The organism is Paenibacillus terrisolis (assembly GCF_056171975.1).
Genome location: NZ_JBKFGG010000034.1, coordinates 38,972 through 61,065, shown reverse-complemented (window position 1 = coordinate 61,065; position 22,094 = coordinate 38,972). Strand labels below are relative to the sequence as shown.

At 53.9% G+C, this 22,094-nt stretch carries 22 protein-coding genes; 19 read left to right on the top strand and 3 right to left on the bottom strand.

Annotation, left to right across the window (positions count from 1 at the left end; genetic code table 11):
• Positions 1 to 247 precede the first annotated feature (247 nt).
• Positions 248 to 1,198, top strand: coding sequence for a DMT family transporter (locus ACI48K_RS21730; protein ID WP_475029733.1), 951 nt, complete (start codon positions 248 to 250; stop codon positions 1,196 to 1,198).
• A 42-nt stretch (positions 1,199 to 1,240) separates the two neighbouring features.
• Here ACI48K_RS21730 and ACI48K_RS21725 read toward each other — a convergent pair whose 3' ends face one another.
• Positions 1,241 to 1,453, bottom strand: coding sequence for a hypothetical protein (locus tag ACI48K_RS21725; protein ID WP_475029732.1), 213 nt, complete (start codon positions 1,451 to 1,453; stop codon positions 1,241 to 1,243).
• A gap of 182 nt (positions 1,454 to 1,635) precedes the next feature.
• On the bottom strand, positions 1,636 to 2,673 hold the full coding sequence (locus tag ACI48K_RS21720; RefSeq protein ID WP_475029731.1) for an iron-hydroxamate ABC transporter substrate-binding protein: 1,038 nt from the start codon (positions 2,671 to 2,673) through the stop codon (positions 1,636 to 1,638).
• Between the two features lie 291 nt (positions 2,674 to 2,964).
• On the opposite strand from ACI48K_RS21720, the gene ACI48K_RS21715 reads away from it, so the two are divergent.
• Positions 2,965 to 3,144 carry a hypothetical protein gene (locus ACI48K_RS21715; protein WP_475029730.1) on the top strand — a complete coding sequence of 60 codons (180 nt, stop codon included), beginning with the start codon at positions 2,965 to 2,967 and terminating at the stop codon, positions 3,142 to 3,144.
• 378 nt (positions 3,145 to 3,522) lie between these two features.
• Here ACI48K_RS21715 and ACI48K_RS21710 read toward each other — a convergent pair whose 3' ends face one another.
• A complete protein-coding gene (locus ACI48K_RS21710; RefSeq protein WP_475029753.1) occupies positions 3,523 to 4,515 on the bottom strand; it encodes a beta-ketoacyl-ACP synthase 3 in 993 nt (330 codons plus the stop codon).
• A 294-nt stretch (positions 4,516 to 4,809) separates the two neighbouring features.
• Between ACI48K_RS21710 and ACI48K_RS21705 the strand changes: the two genes are divergently transcribed.
• From ACI48K_RS21705 to ACI48K_RS21625, 17 genes are all read left to right on the top strand, one after another.
• A complete protein-coding gene (locus ACI48K_RS21705) occupies positions 4,810 to 5,223 on the top strand; it encodes a DUF4183 domain-containing protein (protein ID WP_475029729.1) in 414 nt (137 codons plus the stop codon).
• Positions 5,224 to 5,331: 108 nt separating this feature from the next.
• Positions 5,332 to 7,452, top strand: a complete 2,121-nt coding sequence (locus ACI48K_RS21700; RefSeq protein ID WP_475029728.1) for a DNA topoisomerase III — start codon at positions 5,332 to 5,334, stop codon at positions 7,450 to 7,452.
• 56 nt (positions 7,453 to 7,508) lie between these two features.
• Positions 7,509 to 7,646 (top strand): hypothetical protein, encoded by a 138-nt coding sequence (locus ACI48K_RS21695; protein ID WP_475029727.1) that lies wholly within the window; start codon positions 7,509 to 7,511, stop codon positions 7,644 to 7,646.
• Between the two features lie 389 nt (positions 7,647 to 8,035).
• Entirely contained in the window at positions 8,036 to 8,299 is a 264-nt protein-coding gene (locus ACI48K_RS21690; RefSeq protein ID WP_475029726.1) for a DUF1294 domain-containing protein, read from the top strand.
• Positions 8,300 to 8,324: 25 nt separating this feature from the next.
• Positions 8,325 to 8,759, top strand: a complete 435-nt coding sequence (locus tag ACI48K_RS21685; RefSeq protein ID WP_475029725.1) for a universal stress protein — start codon at positions 8,325 to 8,327, stop codon at positions 8,757 to 8,759.
• A 211-nt stretch (positions 8,760 to 8,970) separates the two neighbouring features.
• Positions 8,971 to 9,972: a zinc-dependent alcohol dehydrogenase gene (locus ACI48K_RS21680; protein ID WP_475029724.1), complete on the top strand. Its 1,002-nt coding sequence runs from the start codon at positions 8,971 to 8,973 to the stop codon at positions 9,970 to 9,972.
• 21 nt (positions 9,973 to 9,993) lie between these two features.
• Entirely contained in the window at positions 9,994 to 11,073 is a 1,080-nt protein-coding gene (locus ACI48K_RS21675; protein WP_475029723.1) for a LacI family DNA-binding transcriptional regulator, read from the top strand.
• A gap of 286 nt (positions 11,074 to 11,359) precedes the next feature.
• Positions 11,360 to 14,200: a glycoside hydrolase family 9 protein gene (locus tag ACI48K_RS21670; protein ID WP_475029722.1), complete on the top strand. Its 2,841-nt coding sequence runs from the start codon at positions 11,360 to 11,362 to the stop codon at positions 14,198 to 14,200.
• Entirely contained in the window at positions 14,197 to 15,141 is a 945-nt protein-coding gene (locus tag ACI48K_RS21665) for an ROK family protein (protein WP_475029721.1), read from the top strand. The genes ACI48K_RS21670 and ACI48K_RS21665 overlap by 4 nt, the downstream gene beginning before the upstream one ends.
• Before the next feature lie 27 nt (positions 15,142 to 15,168).
• On the top strand, positions 15,169 to 15,906 hold the full coding sequence (locus ACI48K_RS21660; RefSeq protein WP_475029720.1) for a 6-phosphogluconolactonase: 738 nt from the start codon (positions 15,169 to 15,171) through the stop codon (positions 15,904 to 15,906).
• 11 nt (positions 15,907 to 15,917) lie between these two features.
• The gene (locus tag ACI48K_RS21655; protein WP_475029719.1) at positions 15,918 to 16,568 is read left to right on the top strand and encodes a ThuA domain-containing protein; all 651 of its coding nucleotides are present in this window, start codon (positions 15,918 to 15,920) and stop codon (positions 16,566 to 16,568) included.
• Positions 16,565 to 17,350 (top strand): sugar phosphate isomerase/epimerase family protein, encoded by a 786-nt coding sequence (locus ACI48K_RS21650; protein WP_475029718.1) that lies wholly within the window; start codon positions 16,565 to 16,567, stop codon positions 17,348 to 17,350. The genes ACI48K_RS21655 and ACI48K_RS21650 overlap by 4 nt, the downstream gene beginning before the upstream one ends.
• Positions 17,351 to 17,403: 53 nt before the next feature.
• Positions 17,404 to 18,714: an ABC transporter substrate-binding protein gene (locus ACI48K_RS21645; RefSeq protein ID WP_475029717.1), complete on the top strand. Its 1,311-nt coding sequence runs from the start codon at positions 17,404 to 17,406 to the stop codon at positions 18,712 to 18,714.
• Positions 18,715 to 18,783: 69 nt separating this feature from the next.
• Positions 18,784 to 19,731 carry a carbohydrate ABC transporter permease gene (locus tag ACI48K_RS21640; RefSeq protein ID WP_475029716.1) on the top strand — a complete coding sequence of 316 codons (948 nt, stop codon included), beginning with the start codon at positions 18,784 to 18,786 and terminating at the stop codon, positions 19,729 to 19,731.
• A complete protein-coding gene (locus ACI48K_RS21635) occupies positions 19,721 to 20,578 on the top strand; it encodes a carbohydrate ABC transporter permease (RefSeq protein ID WP_475029715.1) in 858 nt (285 codons plus the stop codon). Before ACI48K_RS21640 ends, ACI48K_RS21635 begins: the two co-directional genes overlap by 11 nt.
• Before the next feature lies 1 nt (position 20,579).
• On the top strand, positions 20,580 to 21,002 hold the full coding sequence (locus ACI48K_RS21630; protein ID WP_475029714.1) for a VOC family protein: 423 nt from the start codon (positions 20,580 to 20,582) through the stop codon (positions 21,000 to 21,002).
• Positions 20,999 to 21,997: a zinc-dependent alcohol dehydrogenase gene (locus ACI48K_RS21625; protein WP_475029713.1), complete on the top strand. Its 999-nt coding sequence runs from the start codon at positions 20,999 to 21,001 to the stop codon at positions 21,995 to 21,997. The genes ACI48K_RS21630 and ACI48K_RS21625 overlap by 4 nt, the downstream gene beginning before the upstream one ends.
• Positions 21,998 to 22,094 lie beyond the last annotated feature (97 nt).

Sequence of the window (22,094 nt, the reverse complement as noted above, 5' to 3'; positions counted from 1 at the left end):
GACTCGCCTTTCTTCGTCATAGTGTATGGTTAATACTAGAGCAGATATCGGCGCAAAATTCAACACGAATTTTTGTTTTTTTCTTAATTTGTCGTATAAGGCCGATGTTTGGATTGGCGATTGCTTATTTTCCAATCGCGGCTTCTCGGCTATAATGTGTAGTGGCCTGAAAATAGGAAACCGACAGAAATCGTAACCATTAAGAATGGACCAAACATGAAGAATAGTTCTAATAGGGAGCCTGAACATGAATTCGAACATCAAGTCATCCTTTAAGTATCCGTTGTTTTATGTCATCGGAATTATCGCCATCTCGTTTTCGTCCATTTTTGTCCGCTGGTCCGATGCGGAAGTGTCGGTAATCGCCATGTACCGCCTTTATTTGACGAATTTGCTTATGCTTCCGCTGCTGTGGAAATATCGCGGGGAGATCGCGCGGCTCAGCTTGAACCAGTGGGGACGCTTGCTGCTGTCCGGCTTTATGCTGGGACTGCATTTTCTGCTCTGGATGAGCTCGCTGCGGTTCACGTCGGTAGCCAGCTCGACCGTCATTTTGACGTTAGAGCCGATTCTCGTCATGATCGGTTCCTTTTTCCTGTTCGGGGTCAAAATCAACCGGGCCATGATCCTCGGGATCGGCCTTGCTTTGATCGGCTCCATTGCGATCGGATCGGGAGATTTCTCGTTGTCGGGGAAAGCCGTAACCGGAGATATGCTATCCTTGCTCGGTACCGTCGCGATCGCCGTACATATTTTGATCGGCAAACAGCTTCTGCAGAACATCAGCGCCTACGTGTACAATTTCCTCGTTTTTGCGGTAGCGGCGTCGTTTTTGGCGCTTTACAACCTGTTCTCCGGCATTTCGTTTACGGGCTACGCCCCGCGCGAATGGGGGATCTTTTTGCTCCTTGCCGTCGTGCCTACGCTGTTCGGGCATTATTTGTTCAACTGGCTGATGAAGGTGATCAGCGCTTCGACGGTGTCCATGGCCGTGCTCGGCGAGCCGGTATTTGCTTCCATTCTCGCCTGGATCCTGCTTAAGGAGAGCTTAAGCGTGCTTCAGCTGCTGGCGGGAGCGGTTATTTTAAGCGGGGTTTGGATTTTCATCCGTTTCGGCAAAGAGGACTTCGGCCGCAAAAAAGAGCAGCCTTTGGCGGTTAGCACCGGTCCGAAGGGGGAATCCGCCGGACTGCGGTAGAATCGGCGTGAAGGAAGACGACGGGGCGGAAGAGCGGGGGAGTCATTTTTTGAGTTCGAAAAACTGGCATTCGGAGCGCGAGTGGTAAGTGATGTCGCTGACCCCGGACTGCGTAATGATCGTAGCTTCGGTAAAGCGGATAATAATGCCGCCGGTATCGATCAACTGGTTGTTTTGAAAAACGCGAATGCGCAGCTGCCGGTCCATCGCTTCCTGAAAATCCTGTTCGGTGAGCAGCTCTCTGATCACGGGCATGGAAATGAGCCTCCTTATGCGTAATACAATATGCTTTTTGTTTTTGATTAAGACAAATATAGAGCTTCTGCTATTGTACCTATAACCGCTTCTCTTGAAAAGTCACCTTCAGGAGAAGCGTTTTTTTGTGAAAAACCGCCTTTAGTTGGCAGTCATGTTCTGCTCCTAAAGGCGGTCCTTAATTACTGCTTGTTCTCTTCATTCCTCTTCAGCAGCATATCTACGAACATATCAATCTGGCCGGTGATGGCGATCGGATCGTAACGGTAAAAGGTGTCGAAGTCGTTATAGAAAATGCGGTTATTCTTGACGGCGTCGACTCCGTTCCATACGGGGGAGTCTTTCAGCTTCTTCAGCGCTTCGCCGGTTTTGTCCGGATCGTAGGTCGTCAGGAACATATAGTCGGCGGCGTAATCGGGCAGCGTTTCGAGAGAGAGCTGGAACGTCTGCGCGTCCTTCTGCATTTTTTTCGGCATTTTGAGCCCGAGTGCGTTATAGACGGCCTGACCGCCCCGGCCGGCGTTGTCTCCAAAGACCCACAGTTCGTTTTTGTTTGTCAATTCATAAAGGCCAAACGTCGCGTTCTCGTCGATCACGCCTTTCAGCTTATCGCGTCCTTCGGCAGCTTTTTTCTCGAAATCGGCCAGAAACGCCTCGGCTTTATCCGGCGCGTCTACAATATCTCCGAACAGCTTAACCGTATCCGTAATGTTGGTCGTCGTTCCGTACGGTATGTACAGCGTTGGCGCGATTTTGGACAGTGCTTCATAATTGTCGTCATACATGACGATGATGAGATCGGGCGCGAGCTCCAGCGTTTTCTCCGCATTGACGGGGGTACCAACATCCTCGGTATTTTTGAGCAAATCGGCCAGGAATGGATTTTCGAAAGCGGTAGGTTCAACGCCGACCACATTCGCTCCAACCGATAAAAGCTCGCCGCCATAGTAATCCGTAACGATTCGTTTAGGTTTTACGGGAATTTTCACGCTGCCCTTCACGGTTTGGAAGTCCCGGAGTTCGGCGGCCTCCGCGTTGGATTCGTCCTCGGCGTTTCCGGGGGTGCTTCCATTTGAGGCGGACGACTCTCCGCTCCGGTTGTTCGAAGTGGTGTTTCCGCTCGTGCCCGCGCTGGGGCCGCTATTTCCCCCACAGGCCGTAACGAGAATGGATGATGCCAAAATAAGCGCAAAAGCGATGAAGCGTGAGGTTTTTTTCAACTTGATAAGCCTCCCCTTGGGAAATAAGTGACTGAGTAGCGGTCATTGGATAATAATGATAATCATTATCAATTAAATAGGACTATATCAGAACTTCAAATTTGCTGTCAATATGCAAATAAGAAGATGAGAGTGTGCTTGGGAGAAGAAAGGAGCGAGCTCACTGGGGAGAAGACAATCCTAATTGCCGGAGTTGCGTGGTCCGAATGGCTGGAGGTAGGAAGGGGGGGGCTGCGTGCATGCTGTTAGTGCCCGGAAGCGAGTATGGAGGGGCGGGAGGTTCTTTGGTCGTTGGGATTCGATTCACTTGCAAGCCGCTTAGCGAACGTGCCCGAGCAAGTGCTGGAGAGTGTTCGGAGTCAAGCGGGACCGCTTCTTTGGGGAACTTTAGCGCACGGGTGTGAGCAAGAGCATGGAGAGCGTACTGGTACGGTACAACGGTGCGGCAATTTGCTGGGCTGGGATGAGTAACCGGGTTCATGTTGCTGTACGTAGGTTCTAAGCACTCCCTACTTATAACGGTGGGCAACTATTGGAGACGTGCAGCCGAACTTTTGACTGGTGAACTAAAAATGTTGTATAAAGTACAACATTTTTCCTCGATTGCCTTTAGAGAAGAAAAAATGTTGCAGAAAGTACAGCATTTTCGGCGTTTTTTACCGGGGGAGGGTGAAAACGGGCTGAAATGTTGTATTAAATGCAACATCCCAGGCTAAATCCGTAAAATACGCCCCGAAATATTGTACGAAATACAACATTTCGGGGCGACAAGTTAGCTGAAGTGAAACCCGTGCGGGAACTCGCCCGGCACCCGCCAATCTCGAGTCCGGATTCTCCAGCAGGGTGAATTCAAGCCTGGTCCGGTACGCCCCAACGGACGATCTGCCCGGCGTGGGTCAGCCCGCTGCCAAAGCCGTAAAGCAGCACGCGATCGCCGCACTTGAGCTGGCCCGCGTCGATGCCGGCCTGCAAGGCGAGGGGGATGGAGGCAGAGGAGGTATTGCCCATGTCCTGCACACTCTGCAGCGTTTTGCCCAGGGGCAGCGAGGCTTTCTCGCAGATGGATTCGATCATCCGCAGATTGGCGCTATGCGGCACGAACCAATCGATGTCGTCGCGGCCAAGGCCGGATTGATCGAGTAGCTGCTCAATTCCTGCGGTGACGGTGCGTACCGCCCATTTGAACACCTCGCGGCCGTTTTGAACGATTCTTCCGCGCCCTTCCAAGGGAATGCCGTCCATGCTCGAGGATAACCCGGAGCGGTAAACATGGATGCCGCCGGCGCCACTAGTTCCGAGCACGAACGACTCAAAGCCGGGGTACTCGGGATCGTATTCGACCAGCACGGCCCCGGCTCCGTCCCCAAATAAAATGCAGGTGCTGCGGTCGGTGTAGTCCGTGATTTTGGACATCGTTTCACCGGCTACCACAAGTATTTTCTTGTGAAGTCCGGAGCTGATCATGCCGTTAGCCATATGAAGAGCGTAGGAGAAGCCTGCGCAGGTAGCATTTAAATCGATGGCCCCGGTCTCACTGATGTTAAAATGCTGCTGAATCCGGCAGGAAACCGTCGGAAAGGAGAAATCCGGAGTGGTTGTGGAGACGATAATCAGATCTACATCATCCAGGGATTTGTTGTACGTATCCCGCAGCTTCTCCACGGCCCGGATGCAAAGATGCGAAGTGAATTCATCGTCAGCGGCGATGCGGCGTTCCTTGATACCGGTGCGCTGTACGATCCACTCATCGTTCGTATCTACCATCCGTTCCAGATCTTCATTGCTCAGGATGCGCGCCGGAACGTAGGTCCCGATTGCGGTGATGCGGGCTTGCGAAAGAATAGCCAATCCAATCACTCCTCATCATAATGTGATCAAGTATTAGAACCAGGTACTAAATTGATTGTATCAGTTTTTTATTAATTTTCCAACTCTTCCCCAAAAACATGTACCGGTACTCGTTTTCGCCTTCGCATTTATATCCGTCCAAGCCATTGGGCAGGCATTTTCATAAACTATATAAATATCAATGTTCTGGTAGAAATGTTGAGCCGATGATTATGCGTTAAAGGCGCCGTATTCAATGTCATATGCAATATAATTCTGACTATCGTTTGTCGAGGGAGGATGCTTAACATGCCGGTAATCAAGCTGTATTTGGAAGCTCAAAATACGGTGACGGGGAGTATCAGCACGACAACCACGACCAGTACAGCTCCGGCCGTCAATCGTTATATAGCGACGGTGGTACTCGGGAACATCATCGGAAGCACCACCGTCATTCCCGCGTCCAGTTTCACGGATGACAGCGGGGGAACCGTTCCGTCCGGAGGGCTGGCAATCCCAACGGGCTCGGGCTTCTACAATCTTTTCGTGAACAATACGCTCCAAAGAGGAGGGTTCAGCTCTTTGACTTCCGCGCAGTTGACGATCAACACGGCTCTGGTTATCGGAGTGACAGTTATTGTCGAAGTCGTCAACTTTACTTCAACTTCATCGTCCACATCGAGCACAGGCGGTCTGGGGGTTTCAACATCCATCGGATATTGAAGCCGGAGGCTTGTTTGACCCGGAGCGGCGATTCGCAGCTTCGCGGGTTTATCCTTGCCTTGCTTCAGATGATATAATATAGCGAGGAAAGGAGTGTCTTTAAATCTCATGAAAACGTTGGTATTGGCGGAAAAGCCCTCAGTCGCGCGGGAAATTGCCCGTGTAATGGGGAGCCGCGATAAAAATAAGAGTTACTTTGAAGGACCCAAATACGTGGTGACCTGGGCGCTGGGCCATCTGGTAGGTTTGGCCGAGCCCGAGGATTACGATAGCAAGCTGGGCACGTGGGCTTTGGAGGATCTGCCGATTTTGCCGGGCAAAATGAAGCTGAAGATCCTTAAGGAAACGAGTCATCAATTCAAAGCCGTGCAGCAGCTTATGCGGCGCCAGGACATCGGCGAGTTTATTGTGGCGACGGATGCAGCCCGCGAGGGCGAACTGCTGGCAAGATGGATCATGGAGATGGTTAAGTGGAACAAACCTTTCAAGCGGCTGTGGATCTCCTCGCAGACGGACAAAGCGATCAAGGAAGGGTTCGCTACGCTGAAGCCGGGAAGCGCCTATGAACGGCTGTATCAATCGGCGCGCTGCCGGGCCGAAGCGGACTGGATGATCGGGCTCAATGTAACGCGGGCGCTGACCGTCAAATTCGGTGCGCCGTTATCTGCCGGCCGCGTTCAGACCCCGACCCTGGGGATGATTATGCAGCGGGAGCATGAAATCGTGAATTTCCGCTCGGAGGAATACAGCGTGCTGCGTGCCGATTTCGGCAAATTTGAAGCGGTTTGGAGAGGGAGCAACGGGGATTCCCGGATTTTTGACAAGGAGCGGGCGGCAAAGCTGCAAAGCCTTCTGCAGGGAAAGTCCGGGAGCATCGTCAAGCTGACGAAAAACGAAAAGACGGTGCCGCATCCGCTGGCATACGATCTGACCGAGCTGCAGCGCGACGCCAATAGGCTGCTCGGATTTTCGGCCAAGCAGACGTCAAACGTGCTGCAGCGGCTTTACGAGCAGCATAAGCTGGTGACGTACCCGCGGACCGATTCGCGCTACCTCACCTCCGACATGACGGATACGCTGAAGGAGCGCCTCACCAGCGTGGCCGTCGGACCATACGCGCCGCTGGCCCGCCCGCTGCTGCGCAAACCGCTTCCGCTCGGTAAGCGGATCGTCGATGACAGTAAGGTGACCGATCACCACGCGATCATTCCGACGGAACAGACGGTGCTGCTGAACGCGCTTAGTCCCGAGGAACGGAAGCTGTACGATTTGATTGTGCGGCGGTTTATCGCCTTGTTTTATCCGCCGGCCCGTTTTGATCAGGTATCGGTGACCGTGGAAGCGGCGGGAGAAATGTTCCATGCCAAGGGAACCACGATGAAGGATAACGGCTGGCGAGGCGTTTATGACGGACGCTCCCTGGAAGAAGAGGGAGACGACGAGGAGGAGACGGGCACGGCGCTGCCGGCTTTAAGCCTGGGCGAGGCGGTTTCCGTTAGCCGCTGCCGGTTGGAGCCCGGACGGACCCAGCCGCCGAAGCGTTATACCGAAGCGGCTCTGCTGACGCAGATGGAGAAGCACGGTCTCGGCACGCCGGCGACACGCGCCGATATCATCGAGAAGCTGGTCAGCTCCGATACGATCGAACGGCAGGGCAATTCGCTTCATCCGACCGGCAAAGGCAAACAGCTCATTGAACTGGCGCCGGCCGATCTTCGCACGCCGGAATTGACCGCGCGCTGGGAAGCCGAACTGGAACGCATCGCTCGCGGGCAAGGGAAGCCGGAGCCGTTCCTGAATGGCATACGCGACATGGCCTCGGGACTGGTCAAAGGCGTTAAAAACAGCGAGGCCGCCTACAAGCCTCATAATGTATCGAACAGCCACTGCCCGGACTGCGGTACAAGGCTGCTGGAGAAGAAAACGGCCCGCGGGCTTATGCTGATATGCCCCAGCGAGGATTGCGGGTATCGCCGCTCCGGCGAGAAAAGGCTGTCCAATCGGCGCTGCCCGCAGTGCCATAAGAAGATGGAGCTGAAGGAAGGCAAAGCCGGGCTTTATGTGCAGTGCCTGAGCTGCGGCATTACGGAAACGGTGAACAAGGATGCCAAGCATATCAACAAACGCGAACAGCAAAAGCTTGTCCAGCAGTATTCCAAGCCGGAATCGATGGGCTCCAATCTCGGCGAATTGCTGAAAGCGGCCATGGAGAAAAAGGACCATTCTTAAGACAAGACGGCATAAAACGGATATATTTCGGGATGCTAGGTATGGAGGTGATGAGGATGCCGCATCATGGAGCGCGGAAAACCGAAAACCGGCAGAACAAATCGAGCATTCTGGAGAAGACGGACGCGGCCAAGCCGGACAAACAAGCCGCTTACCCGCCCAGTCTGAACGAAATTTCCAAGAACGAATCCTAGTGGACAGCATATATAAGGGTACAAAAGGGCGCTATTAGGTCAATATCCCTCGTTTTGTGTGAAATAGAGGACAGGAAGGGCGCTATTTCTCGAGACTCCGGGGAATGGCCTTCTTTTGCACCGTTTGCTCAAAAATAGCGCCCTTCGATTCCCTTATTGATGCGAAGCACGCTCGGATCCGTAAAATAAGGTCATAATGTTCCGCTATTTTGTAGGGTCCCCCCTTAGCAAAGGAAGTACTGCCAGGAGATGAACTCCGTTATCGATTAGCCGATGCTGCTCTCCCCTGCGGAGAGCTTTTTTAATAGATGGGCACGAGTTATAATTAAAATTGGAAGCGAAGCGAGTGGGCAACAATATCAATAACGGTAACGGAAGGGGCGGTGCTGATGAGGACAGGCTTGCTGCTCTGGTTCATCTTTATCAATGCGGTAGCGTACATGGTGATGTCTGACGACAAACGCCGCGCCCGGCATAGGCGGGAAAGGATTCCCGAGCGGACGCTGTTTCTTCTGGCGACGATCGGCGGAGCACTGGGCGTGCTGCTGGCCATGAATCTTAAACGCCATAAGACTAAACACGCCAGTTTCCGGGTTGGCGTCCCGCTGCTGCTGCTTTTGAATGCCGTGCTTTACGGGTATTTTCTGATTTGATCCTAGGACAAGAGAGGTGCTTCATATGTTATTCTCGAAAATCGTGGCGGCTTACGACGGTTCCAAGGCTTCTACCAAGGCTCTTGAAAAGGCGATTGAGCTGGTTAAAGTGACACCCGGGGCAACGCTTGAGGTACTGCATGTTTATGATTTTCCGCGGTTTTATGTAGCTGAGGGATTCGCCCCGGTTCCGGCCTCGATGAACAAAGATTTCTACGATCTTGCCGAAAAAACCGCAGATGAAGCGAGAAGCCGTCTGCAGGAAGCCGGCGTAGACGGCAAAGTGGAGCTTGCCCAAGGGCCGGCGCCGGAAGTGATTCTGGAATACGCGAAAGAGCACGGAGCGGATCTGATCGTGGTCGGCAGCCGTGGATTGGGCGGCATACGCGAATTCGTACTGGGCAGTGTCAGCCATAATGTCGTGCAGCATGCCCGCATCCCGGTTCTGGTCGTGAAATAACAGTAAGAGAATCGTATATCAAATTTCCAAAAGGGATGCCGTTAACAGACGGTGTCCCTTTTTTTGTTTCGGGAGCCCAGGGCCTTGTCGGAACCGGGTTCCGGATGGGTTACATTGACAAAAATTAAACGAGTATGTTATCTTACGTGTAACGTTAAACATTTAGTCCCGTTTTATATTATTATTCTGCGGTATGGGGGAGAATGTGGATTTGGACACCTATGAGAACCTTAGTGTGAAATTCGTGGCGCAAGGCAAAGCGGCCCTAGTGAAGGAAGTCTTGGAAGGACGAGCGCTGGGGGATCATGAGATATTCGGCAAAACGCTCGTATCGCTCATTTCTTCGGGTTCCGAGCGGGGCGGGTACATGGATTATTTCGGCGGGAACCGTTATCCGATGGAAACGGGGTATGCCGTAGTTATGGAAGTCATTGAGACAGGAAGCAAGGTAACAGGAGCGGCGCCCGGAGACCTTGTGTTCGCCAGCGCTCCTCATTCGCTGTACAACATCGTTCCGGAGGGAGAAACCGTTCCCGTGATCAAGGGAATGAAACCGGAGGAGGCCGTGCTGTGCAGGTTTCCGGCGGTTTCGATGACCACGATGCTGAAAACGCAGATTCGCCCGGTGGAGCCGGTTCTGGTTACCGGACTTGGCATCGTTGGCCTAATGTGTGCGCAAATGCTGAAGCATTGCGGCTACGACGTTTACGCGGTGGATCCCGGCGAAAATCGGCGCCGGATTGCCTTGGATTGTGGCATTCGGCATGTGTATCCTACTGTGAAGGACTGCCCCGTTGCAGGAAAAATCGGTCTCGCCGTCGAATGCTCGGGTGCGGAGCAAGCGGCCCTTGACGCGCTGGATGTGCTGCGAAAGGGAGGAGAGCTGTCCCTGGTGGGCGTGCCATGGTATAGAGGGACGGACACTTGGGCGCATGAAGTGTTTCATAAGGTCTTTTACGGATTTATCACTTTGACTTCCGGCTGGGAATGGAGTATTCCCCGCCATTCGACGGAGTTCATGCCCGGCAGCAATTACGGGAACTTTGCCAAAGGCATGCAGTGGATTTACGACGGCGATATCAAGGTCGGGGATATTTACGAGCTGGCCGATCCGGCTAGTTGCGACGACGTCTATCAGGCGATCGTCGACAAAACTTCGCCCAAAACCTGCACGATTTTCGACTGGAGAACTGCCGCGGCGGGAGCAAATTAATTTATTGTAGGAGTTGTTAAGATGGCAACGATCAAGGATGTGGCAGAGCGTGCCGGGCTTTCCACCACGCTGGTCTCGCGATATCTGAACGGTCGCAAGGGCGTAAGCCCCGTTTCGAGAGAAAAAATTCAGTCGGCGATCAAGGAGCTGAATTACCGGCCGAACGGCATTGCCCGCTCGCTGGTTCTCCAAAAGACGCAAAGCATCGGCATCGTTTTGGACAATCTGTGGGCTCCTTTTGCGGGGCGGCTGATTTCCGGATTGGAGCAAGGAGCCGAGGATTTTGACAAGGAAAACAAATACAACGTGCTGTTTTGCTCCTCCAACGGGGATTTGCAGAAAAAACGGCGCCACATCAGCTTTCTGACGCAGGGGCGGGTGGACGGCATCATCATATACGGAAGCCTTACGTCGGACGACACGATCATTCGGGAGCTGGCCGATTCGACGTTTCCTTTTTTGCTGATCGAAAACAACGTCGACGACGTATACGTGGACAAGGTCGTGATCGACAATGCCGAAGGAGCTTACCGGGCTACGGAGCATTTGATCAAACAAGGACATAAACGAATCGCGCATATGGCCGGCAACATGAGCCTGAAGATCACACTGGAACGCATGAACGGCTATATCAGGGCGCTCCAGGATTATCAGATTCCGGTGCAAAGCGACTTGATCATCTATCCGACATTCGATCCCGCCGTGCAGCCGCCTTCGCAGGATTCCAACATGCGCGGGGACCGTTCGTATTACGAGGTAGGTTATCGGGAAATGAAAAACATGATCGCTAAAGGCAACCTGCCGGACGCGATTTTCTTCGCGTCGGACATTTCCGCCTTCGGGGCCATTCAGGCCATGGAGGAAGCGGGAATCCGGGTGCCGGAGGATATTTCCGTCATCGGGTTCGACGACGAGAATCCTGGGGATTACCAGTGCAGCTGCAAGCCCATCAGCACGATGCGGCAGCCATTGTACGATCTGGGCTATATCGGCATCAAACGGCTGATCAAAAGCCTGAATCACCCCGAGCTGCCGAAAGAGAAAGTGGTACTGAAAGCGGAACTGATCGTGAGAGACAGCTGCATGCCCAGAAGCAGTTAAAAAAACACTGACATGTAGCGTTACACATTTGTTAACCGGAGATCCGGGATAAGCCGTCCAAAGGGCGAACTTGTCCCGGATTTTCTTTGTTTTCCATGAAAATACCGAAATACAGATAATGTAAGCGATTGCTATTATTCGAATGCTGAAAAAACACGAATAATAAATTGCGATTTTTTGGTTGACATCAGGAAAAACCGTTGTTATATTTTATGTGTATCGATACACATTGGGAATATGAATGGCAGCTTTTCGAGCTATCCTGAGTGAATGGAGAAAAACAGCTATGACCAATCTTTTGTTCGACAAGCATCTTCAAGATAGCAAAATGATTCATCGTCCGCTGTTTTTGGCTGAAGACGAGTATTATGAGCATGTGCTGGGGACGACTCCGGCAATCGGGAGCAGAACGCTCGAAACCTTCGAGAATCTCGAAGCTTGGGAAGCCGATTCCTTGGCAAACCTGTCGTTAAGCGATGAACAATTGTGGAACGAAACCAAAACCATCAAATTCACGACGCCGACTCGTCTTGAAAAGTGGACGGAAAGTTACGCGCGCATTTACGCAACACCTTATATCAGCCGTAAATTTGCAAAGGAAGATTGGACGGCGTATAACCGGATCTCCTTGAGAATCCGGCCGGAGATGCCGGGGTTCAAGTTTGTCAGCCTGCATCTGCAGTTGATCAACGAGGGAGCCGAACCCGTGCCTGATCGTTATATCCGCGAGGGCTGCCACAATTTCAATCTCAAAAATCACGAATGGAATCACGTGAGCGTTGAGATTCCCAATGTGGCGAGGGATCAAGTTACCGCGCTGAAATTCGGCTACGACATCATCGGCCACGAAAACGAGGCTGTAGAAGAATCCTGTTTCTTTCTGAGCGACATCCGCCTGGAGCGGGTGGAGAAAACCGCCAAATGGAGCGGATGGGAGCCGGAGGCGGGCAGTGTTCTGTTCTGCGGATCGGGGTACCAACCGGGAGCGGCGAAAACCGCGATCGCGGGCGAATCGACTGCGGACAGCTTTAAACTGGTGGATGCCCACACAGGACGTATTATCCTGGAGAAGCCGGTAGTTAGGACGGAAAACGAACAAGGGAAATTCTCGCTTCTCGATTTTTCCGAGGTTCATATTGAAGGAAGCTATCTCCTGATATACGGCGATACGGTTACGCGAACCTTTCCGATAGCGGAAGACGTTTGGGAGAACTCCATCTGGAAAACGGTCAATCTTTTCTTTTGCGAACGCTGCGGGTTTGAGGTGCCCGGTGTACATAAATACTGCCACGGAAACGTCGTGGATCGTCACGGGGACAAAAGCGTGGTCGCTAACGGAGGCTGGCATGATGCGGCGGATATGTCCCAAAATCTGACGAACACCGCGGAAGCGGTTTATGCTTTCTTTCACGCCGCGGTCTCGCAGCAAGATTACCTCCCTTTATTCGAGCGTTTGATCGAAGAAGGAAAATGGGGACTCGACTGGATGCTGCGCACCCGATTTGGCGACGGCTACCGGACGATGGGAAGCGGCGGATCGGTCTGGACGAGTCATCTGATCGGCCATCATGACCAGCTCAACAGCCAGGCGCAGAACCTGGCGATCGAGAACTTCATGGCCGCCGCCGCCGAAGCGTACGCCGCGGAGGTGCTGGAGGACATTGATCCGCCCCAAAGCCGTTATCTGAAGCAGGTCGCCAAGGAAGACTGGGATTTTGCTTACGAGAAGCTGGACTTCGAGGAATATACGGAAGCGATGGACCCGGCGCGGGTATCGTCGCCGATTCTCCTGTACAGCGCGTGCGTGCTGGCGGCGGGCCACATCTACTCCTTCACCGGCGACGATTATTACGCGGAAAAGGCCGCCGAAGTCGCCGAACGCGTGCTTGCGTGCCAGCAGACGGAGTTTCCGGAATGGGACATTCCGCTGACGGGATTCTTTTACCGGGATGAAAAGAAAGAGCAGATTCAGCATTACAACCATCGCTCCCACGAGCATGAACCGGTCATGGCGCTGAGCCTGCTGTGCCGCATACTCCCGGAGCATCCTCACTGGATCCGCTGGTATCACGCGATTGTGCTGCATACGGAGTATCTGAAAACGGTCGCAGGAAGCACCGCCCCTTACATGATGGCGCCGGCTTCAATTTACCACGAGGACGAAGCGGACCAGGACGCGGAACTGTTCCTGAACCAGCAGGCTTTTGCCCATCCGGGTATGCTGGCGGAATACCGGGAACAGGTCAGAAACGGCGTAGCTTTGGGCAAAGGTTATTATCTTCGCCGCTTTCCGACTTGGTTTAGTTATCGCGGCAACAATGGGCTTGTGCTTGCCGGCGGCAATTTGGCCGCAATCGGAGCGGAAATCCGCAACGATTACGAGCTGCTTCAACTGGCGCATCGTCAACTGGAATGGGTCGTGGGCAAAAATCCGTTCGGCCAATCGCTGATGCTGGGAGAAGGGTATAACTACGCGCAGCAGTACGTTTGCCTCCCCGGGCCGGTGTCCGGATCGATCTGCGTAGGGATTCAAAGCTACCGCAACGAGGATTATCCTTATTGGCCGCAAAGCAACAACGCGGTTTACCGGGAAATGTGGATTCATCCCAGCGTTCGTTACCTCCTGCTTGCCGGCCGGATGAATCGGAAGGCGGCCGTTTACGGCTGGTTGTCCGATGCGCCGGGAGCGCTGCTGGAAGCGGAAAACCGGATGACGGGGCACAAAACGGAGATCCATACCGATCCGCATACAGGAGGCTTCAGACTGGAGCTGCCGAGCGGCGAATACCGCTTTAAGTGGCAGGGGCTGACCCAAACGCTGCGGCTCATCAACGGCAATGAATACTTGTTGGACAACGGCTTTGCCAATTATGAAGCAACTTGGCGGGCCGAGGGCGGCATTTTAACCATCTCGCTGTCCGCAAGCGGAAATAAACCGGTCGAATTTGCTTTCCGCACGGACAATCTCGAAGAAATCAAGCCGGTTACCCTGGCCCCAGGCGAAACGGCCGTGCTAAAAACGGGCATCCTGAACAGCGGCCGCCCTTGGCTGGCGATTGTGGTGCCGGACGGGAAGCTGGAGAATAAGTCGGAGATGTATCCCGGTAAGAAGGTGATCGGCGAATGAACGGCGACACGGTACTTGCCATGGACCTGGGCGGCACGAAGCTGCTGATTGGGGAAGTTGACCATAAGGGACGGATTCTTGGCTCCAAGTCGTATCCTTCAGGATATCTGACTCAGGAACAAGCGGTGGAACTGATTTGTTCGTCTCTGGACGACTACTTGTCCACGACGGACTTGTCGGCTTCGAAACCGGCCGCGCTGGGCGTGGGGCTGATCGGTCTTGTTGATGCCGCGAAGGGCGACTGGGTTATGATCGATCCGGGAAGAAAAAGCCCGGTGGCTCTGACGCCGCTTTTAGAGGAGCGTTACGGCTATCCCTGCCGGATTGAAAATGACGTCAAAGCGGCGTCTTTGGCGGAACGAACATTCGGCGCGGGGCGAGGAACCGATCACTTTATTTATTTGAACATCGGCACCGGCATCGCCGCCGGATTCGTGACGGATGGACAGCTGATTCGCGGCTGGCAAAACGATTCCGGCGAGGTTGGCCATATGACCGTGGATTATACGGGCGGAACCCCTTGCGTCTGCGGCCGTTTCGGCTGCGCCGAAGCGATCGCTTCCGGCGGGGGGATGGACCGCAGGCTGCGCTTGCTCGGTCAGCGTTACCCCGGATCGCCGTTGCTGGAATTAGCCGGCCAAGGCTTCGTCCGCGCGGAGGACATCTTCGCCCATGCGGACAAAGGCGACACGCTGGCTTCCAAAATCGCCGGGGACGCCGCCGACGCGGCCGCCGAGCTGATCATGAATCTGGTGCGCGTCGTCAATCCCGAACTCGTCATTTTGGGGGGAGGTGTGGCGGGCAGCGCCTGGATGGCGCGGGAACTCCCCAAACGACTGGAACTGCCGGTAATGGAATCGGTCGCGAAGGGCGTGATCTTCTCGCAGCTGGATCCGGCGACGGTAGGGCTGATCGGCGCTGCGACCATTGCGCTTTCGTAAATTTTGCATAGCTAGGAGGAGCCGCATATGAAAATCACCATTGAAAGAGACGAGCATGCTTTTGACGTAGCCGCGGCCTGGCGCATCATCGGGCAGATGCTGAAAAAGCCGGAGGCCGTGATCGGACTGTCCACGGGGCAGACCACCGGAGGCATGCATGAAGTCGTCTCGCAAATATACCGTAGTTTCCCATTTGACGTGTCCAGAGTCACCGTTTTTAATGTGGATGAGCTGACAAATCTGGACCGGAGCTATCCCGGAAGCTGCTACACGATGATTTACGAGCAGCTCGTCAAAAACTTGGGGATTCCCGATGAAAACTTCATCATGCCGCCAACGCTGTCGGACGATTTCGAGCGGGAATGCGAAATTTTCGAATCGAAGCTTGCCGCCCGCGGCGGGGTGGACCTGCAGATGCTGGGAATCGGCTTTAACGGACACATCGGCATCAACCAGCCGGGAACGCCGTTTGAGAGTACGACCTGGGTATCGCCGATGGACCCTATTTTTGAAGCGAGAGTACGGAAAGAAACCGGCGTAGGCCCCGATTATCCGCTCGGGGGCTTGACCCGCGGCATCAAAGACATCATGCAGACCCGCCATTTGATCCTGGTTGCCAAAGGCGAGCATAAAGCGGATATCATCGAAAAAGCGTTATTTGGCCCCATCACTACGGATATGCCGGCATCCGTCGTTCAATTGCACCCGAACTGCGAAGTTCTGTTGGACGCGGCCGCGGCATCCAAGATCCTGAACCGGATTTAGGAGGGACTTTGATGAAAAAAGAAGCGCTGATTATCTGGAACGATTTTTATCATCCTAAAGAAGTTTTGGCTACCGCTGTTGAGAAGCTGTTCCCCGTTTCGGAATGGAATGTGCGGAAAACGGAACGCGCCCGCGATTTGCTGGAATCGGCCAGGCCGGACCTGACGGTATTCTTCACCAACGGCCGGCCGGAAGGCGAGACGGATTTAACCTTCGCGGAGCAGTCCCGAATCGCGGATCAAGTGCGCGCCGGCATGGGCATTCTTTTCTACCATGCGGGGCTGGTGCTCATCGACGAGGAGAGCCCGTTCTATAAAGAACTGAACTCGGGCCGATTCGTCCATCATCCGGAACAAAGCGACGTCACCGTTACTCCGCTCGGCAATGTCCGGCACCCGATTACTGAAGGCGTGAACGCGTTTTGCCAAAACGACGAGCATTATTTCTGTCAGGTGGACGTTGCCCGCACCAACCTGCTGGCCTGCGCAACCTCCGAGCATCTGACCTCGGCAAGCGTCTGGTGCCACGATTACGGTAAGGGCCGCGTCGCCGGAATCAGTCAAGGCCACACGCTCGAGATGCAGAACGATCCGGAAATGCTGAAGCTGGCTGCCAATACGCTGAGTTGGCTGACCGAAACCGGGGCAGGGAGCCGGCCATGAAAATCGCGCTCGCGATGTACACCGTATATGAGGAATTGCAAAAGGATCTGGAAAGCACGTTCGGCACGCTGCATCGGATGGGGTACACCGGCGTGGAGATGTATGGCGAAGCCCGGTGGCCTGCCGCAGAGGTGAGGGAGCTTGCGAAGCGTTACGAATTGGACATTTGCGGCTGGCACGTGGAATGGAAGCTGCTCCAGCCGGAAACGATTCAAGACACGATCCGTTACCACAAGGAACTGGGCAACCGGAACATCGTTATTCCCTGCCTTGGCGGGCCCTGGAACATTGCCCACACGCCGGAGGAGAATAATGTGGCTACATGGCTGCGCCACGCGGAGGACATGAACCGGATCGCCGAACTGCTGGAGGCGGAAGGGATGCGGCTTGGCTACCATACCCACGCGCATGAATTCGAGGACGATCTGGATGGAATTACGCCTTGGGAAATTCTCGTGAGATATACCCGATCCTCCATTTTTTTGGAGCTTGATACGGGGAACTGCATCGAAGGCGGGGGCGATCCCGTTCGAGCTCTCAGAGAAGCTACGGGAAGGCTTGACGTCGTCCACTGCAAGCCGTTAAGCGCTGCGAATGGCGTGGAGACGGGGATCTCGGAAACCGGCGACTTGAACGACTGGCCCCGAATTCTTGAGGAATGCCGTGCCGGCGGCTGCCACTGGCTCGCCGTCGAGAACGAGGCGGAAACGAAGGGCGGCAAATTCGACGTGGCCCGGCAGGATTTGAAGCATCTCGAGCAGCATCTGCTCCGAATGCCTTAACGTTGTAAACACCGGGAATATCCTGTGTTTAAAAATTATGGGGGGGATTTTCAATGGTAAAGAAAGCAATGGCAATCATGATGGTTTTTGCTCTTTGTTTTACCCTGGCGGCTTGCGGCGGCAACAACTCCAATTCCCAATCGGCCGGAAACGGCAATGCGAGCGGGAACGGACAGCCTGCGAACTCCGGCGAAACCGAGAAGAAGGATCCGGTTACGATTGAATTCTGGACGTTATCTTTGCAGCCAACTTTTACTGATTATGTAAACGGTGTCATTAAGGATTTTGAAACCCAATACCCTTACATTACGGTCAAATGGACGGATTTGCCTTACGACGCCATGCAGCAAAAACTGGTAGCCCAAATCGCCGGCAGCAAGGCCCCGGATGTGGTCAATGTCTGGACGACGCTGCTGCTCGGCATGGCCGGGAAGGACGCGCTGGTGGATTTGCGCAAGGAAGCAACTCCTGAGCAGCTGTCCATCTACCAAGAAAGCCTGAATAAGTCCAATGAGTTCGGCGATGGATTGTACGGCTTCCCATGGTACGTCACCCCTCCGATTTCGACCTATAATACGGAGCTGTTCCAAAAAGCGGGACTGGATCATCCGCCGGTCGATTACCCGGAAATGTTCAAAATGGCTAAAGTCATGAAGGAAAAAACGGGCGCTTATATGTACTTCCCTAATGAAATGTGTCAAGTGCTGTACAGCAACGGCATCCAAATCCTGAGCGAAGATAAAACCGCAGCGGCCTTTAATACTCCTGAAGCCTTGCAACTGCTCACCGAACTGCAGAACGGAGTTAAGGAAGGCTGGATGCCTAGAACGGACTGGAACAACTGGGATAACATGATCAAGCTGTATGCGCAGGACAAATTGGCCTTGATCAGCTTGGGCGCCCAAACGGTTACCCGGATCAAAAACGAAGCGCCGGGCTCCGTGAACAAAACCGCCGTCGCTCCTCCTCTGCTGGGTACTGCCGGTATTGCGCAAGGCGCGCTGCAAAGCTTGGTGATTCCGAAAGCATCCAAGCACCATGAAGAATCTATTTTGTTCGCGAACTTCCTGTCCAACGACAAAAACCAATTGGCTTTTGACAAGCTCGCGGCGATCATGCCAACCACGAATGAAGCTGCGAAGGATTCGTTCTTCACTTCGGATACGGAATCTCTGGAAGGACGCGCTCGCGCCGAAGCGGCTAAAGCCACTGCGGTAAGCTTTGACCTTGGCCTTGGGGTCGAGAAGGAAAGCGACGTGGTCAGCACGGTCAACGGCATGTTCGAGTCGATTATGCAGGCGAACAAAGATCCGCAAAAGGTGCTTGACGAAACCGAAGCCAAAGTCAACGAACTGCTGAAATAGCAAGGACACGGCATACCTGCCCGGCGGGAGGGGGGACCCTTCCGCCGGATTATTAAGGAGATGAATGACATGACAGGTGTAGGTGCAACTTTAGAGGAAGTTGGCCCTGGCGGCATAAGCGGTACACCGAAGAAACTCAGCAAAAAAATGAGAACCAGCTTGATGGCCTATGCTTTTATGGCTCCGGCACTGATCGTCTTGGTACTGTTTGTGTTCTATCCGATAATCTACAGCATCCCTTTGGCATTTACCGACTATTCCGCCATCGGAGACACCAGCTTCGTCGGTTTGGATAACTTCAAGCGGGCTTTCGCCGACCCTGAATTCTGGACGGCCATGAAGAATTCGGCGATTTTCGTCGCCTGTGTGCCCGTGCTCCAGATCCTGTCTATCTTACTCGCGGTTGTCGTCAACACGAAACTGCGCGGGGTTACCTTTTTTCGCGTGCTCTTCTATATTCCGGTCGTTACTTCCATGATCGCGATTTCCATCATGTGGAGTTTTATTTTTAATCCGGACGGAATCATCAACAGTCTGCTGCTGCAGCACGGCTGGATCAAGCAGCCGATTTACTTCCTGGCGGATACCAAGTATGCGCTGGTCTCGCTGATGTTCGTCACGATCTGGCAGGGCCTAGGCTATTATATGATGCTGTACCTCGCCGGACTGCAGTCCGTGCCCGAGGAAATGCAGGAAGCCGCACTGATCGACGGGGCGGGGAAAGTGACTGTGTTCTTCCGGATCACGCTGCCGATGCTGAAGCCTTACATCTGGTTCTGCAGCCTGTTCAGCGTGCTGTCGGCCCTGGGCGTCTTCGACATCGTTTTCGCCATGACCAAAGGAGGGCCGGACAAGGCCACGATGGTCATGAACCTGTATACGTACAACAAAGCGTTCGGAACCTTTGAGTTTGGCTACTCCGCCGCCGCGGGCCTCGTCATGAGCGTGGTTACCACGGTGTTCAGCCTGGCTATTTTCTTCTACGGGAAAAAGGGAGGGATGAGCTATGGGGAGTAGCTTGCAAACGGGTGCGGTTACCGTCAAAAGCACCTCTGGGCGAAAAATTGCCGGAAAGGTTGTTTTGTATCTGATCCTGATTTTGGTGGCGGTGCTGTGCGCCGGACCTTTCCTTTGGATGCTCAGTACCTCGTTCAAAGGCAACGAAAATATTTATGAAATGTCGCTGTTTCCGAAACACCCGACCTTCGACAATTACGTTGGTGTCGTGCAGTTCCTCGACTTGCCGATATACATCTGGAACACGCTGGTCATGACTGCGCTCGGGATTGTTCTGGACGTCGTGCTGGCCTCGTTATGTGCGTATCCGCTGGCCAAATTCGACTTTTACGGAAAAAAGATCATCACCGGCGCTTTGCTCGCCACGCAGATTTTGCCTGCGGCCGCCGGGCTGATTGTCAACTATATAACCATCGGCGGGCTGCAACTGATGGGCAGCTATTGGGCCGTTATTTTGCCGGGCTCCGTGGCGGTGTTCAGCATTATCCTGTTCCGGCAGGCCTATTTTTCGGTATCGAATGAGGTTATGGAGGCCTCGCGGATCGACGGCGCTTCGGAATTCAAAATCTGGTACAAAGTGATGGTGCCGCAAATCCTTCCCGCCGTGTCCACGGTTGTAATCTTCGACTTCATCAACAAATGGAACAACTTCCTGTGGCCGATCATCGTGTTGAACCCGGAAAAATATCCGATCGCCGCGGCTTTGAACTATTTGGGCGGGACCTTTAACTTCCAGTTCGGTTATATCGCGGCCGCTACAATTATTTCGATCATTCCGATCATTCTCGTCTTCATCTTCTTCCAGAAGAACTATATCAATTCCGTCGCCGGGGCGGTGAAAGGATAACATGATGAATCCAATTCCGAAGGAACCAAGCCTGCATCATGTCGGCATGACCTCCTATCATTTTGAAGAGACGATCAAGTTTTATCAGGAAGGCCTCGGTTTTAAGGTCAAACATATCTGGGGCAGGGATAAGCAGGTTTACATGATGGATATGGGCGACGGCTCATGCATCGAGGTGTTCGAAGGCGGAGCGGAGGATGTTCCGGCAAGCGGCCGCTGGCTGCATGTCGCGCTGCGGACGGATGATATCCGCGCCAGCTACAACCGGGCGATTGCCGCGGGCGGGAAACCGAAGCTTGCGCCGACGTTCGCGGATATTCTGGAAGCGAGGCCCAACCCCGTATATATGTATTTTGCTTACGTGATCGGGTTTGACGGGGAGGAAATCGAGTTCATTCAGGAAGTGGAGGGTCCGGAATCATGACGGCAGCTTTACTCAATCGCCGTGTGCTGTTTGCGCGCAAGCAGGACGCCCGCTTTGTGGAAGAACCGCTGGATGAGAAGAACCTAGGCGAGCGTGAAATTCTCGGCAAAACGGTCATGTCGCTGATTTCCACCGGCTCCGAGCGGGGCGGGTACATGGATTACAACGACAACATGGCGTATCCTCAGGAGACGGGATATGCCGCTGTTCTGGAAGCCGTGGAGACCGGCTCCGCGGTGACGCGGATCAAAAAAGGCGACCTTTTCTACGCGGGTACGCCGCATGCGCTGTACAGCCGGGTTTCGGAGGAGGAAATCTTTCCGGTTCCCTCCGGACTCGCACCCGAGCGCGCGGTGTTCTGCCGATTCCCGGCGGTGTCCATGAGCTCCATTATCCAGATGACGGTGAGGCCTACCGAACCGGTGCTTGTTACCGGGCTTGGCCTCATCGGGCTCATGTGCAGCCAGGTGCTGCAAAGTTTCGGCTATGACGTTTATGCGGTGGATCCGGTGCAAAAACGCCGGGATTACGCGAAGAGATGCGGTATACTGCACCCGGTTGCCGAAATGGCCGACGTTTCCGGAATGCTCAGGAAATTCGGGGCGGCTTTTGATTGCAGCGGGGACGAGAAGGGCATTTATGCTTGCGCCGACAGTTTGCGCCAGGGCGGCGAGCTGTTCCTGGTCGGCGTTCCTTGGCGGAAATCAACCTCCATGGACGGACACGGCCTGCTGCTGAAAATCTTTTACGGCTTTCTTCACGTCCATTCCGGGTGGGAATGGAACCTTCCGCGCAAATCGGGCCCGTTTCTGCCGGACAGCAATTATCACAGCCTGGAAAAATCGCTGCAATGGATTGCGGAAGGCAAGCTTCACACGGACGGCATCGCGCTAGTCAGGGATCCTGCGGATTGTGGCGAGGTGTACCGCGGAATCGGCGATAATGTCCTGCAAAGCGAGGCAAGCTGCGTTTTGTTCGACTGGAGATCCTATTAAAAGCGCGAGTTCAAAAAGTCAGCTTTAGAGCACCGAAGCGTATGCCGAGTTTCCTCGTGATCAAAAGTTGACTTTGAACAACCTCTAAAAGGAGGCT

Bases quoted from the DNA above. Each gene is read 5' to 3' on its own strand.
- ACI48K_RS21730 (WP_475029733.1), top strand. From the start codon at position 248: ATGAATTCGAACATCAAGTCATCCTTTAAGTATCCGTTGTTTTATGTC.
- ACI48K_RS21725 (WP_475029732.1), bottom strand. From the start codon at position 1,453: ATGCCCGTGATCAGAGAGCTGCTCACCGAACAGGATTTTCAGGAAGCG.
- ACI48K_RS21705 (WP_475029729.1), top strand. From the start codon at position 4,810: ATGCCGGTAATCAAGCTGTATTTGGAAGCTCAAAATACGGTGACGGGG.
- ACI48K_RS21700 (WP_475029728.1), top strand. From the start codon at position 5,332: ATGAAAACGTTGGTATTGGCGGAAAAGCCCTCAGTCGCGCGGGAAATT.
- ACI48K_RS21695 (WP_475029727.1), top strand. From the start codon at position 7,509: ATGCCGCATCATGGAGCGCGGAAAACCGAAAACCGGCAGAACAAATCG.
- ACI48K_RS21690 (WP_475029726.1), top strand. From the start codon at position 8,036: ATGAGGACAGGCTTGCTGCTCTGGTTCATCTTTATCAATGCGGTAGCG.
- ACI48K_RS21685 (WP_475029725.1), top strand. From the start codon at position 8,325: ATGTTATTCTCGAAAATCGTGGCGGCTTACGACGGTTCCAAGGCTTCT.
- ACI48K_RS21675 (WP_475029723.1), top strand. From the start codon at position 9,994: ATGGCAACGATCAAGGATGTGGCAGAGCGTGCCGGGCTTTCCACCACG.
- ACI48K_RS21670 (WP_475029722.1), top strand. From the start codon at position 11,360: ATGACCAATCTTTTGTTCGACAAGCATCTTCAAGATAGCAAAATGATT.
- ACI48K_RS21665 (WP_475029721.1), top strand. From the start codon at position 14,197: ATGAACGGCGACACGGTACTTGCCATGGACCTGGGCGGCACGAAGCTG.
- ACI48K_RS21660 (WP_475029720.1), top strand. From the start codon at position 15,169: ATGAAAATCACCATTGAAAGAGACGAGCATGCTTTTGACGTAGCCGCG.
- ACI48K_RS21655 (WP_475029719.1), top strand. From the start codon at position 15,918: ATGAAAAAAGAAGCGCTGATTATCTGGAACGATTTTTATCATCCTAAA.
- ACI48K_RS21650 (WP_475029718.1), top strand. From the start codon at position 16,565: ATGAAAATCGCGCTCGCGATGTACACCGTATATGAGGAATTGCAAAAG.
- ACI48K_RS21645 (WP_475029717.1), top strand. From the start codon at position 17,404: ATGGTAAAGAAAGCAATGGCAATCATGATGGTTTTTGCTCTTTGTTTT.
- ACI48K_RS21640 (WP_475029716.1), top strand. From the start codon at position 18,784: ATGACAGGTGTAGGTGCAACTTTAGAGGAAGTTGGCCCTGGCGGCATA.
- ACI48K_RS21635 (WP_475029715.1), top strand. From the start codon at position 19,721: ATGGGGAGTAGCTTGCAAACGGGTGCGGTTACCGTCAAAAGCACCTCT.
- ACI48K_RS21630 (WP_475029714.1), top strand. From the start codon at position 20,580: ATGATGAATCCAATTCCGAAGGAACCAAGCCTGCATCATGTCGGCATG.
- ACI48K_RS21625 (WP_475029713.1), top strand. From the start codon at position 20,999: ATGACGGCAGCTTTACTCAATCGCCGTGTGCTGTTTGCGCGCAAGCAG.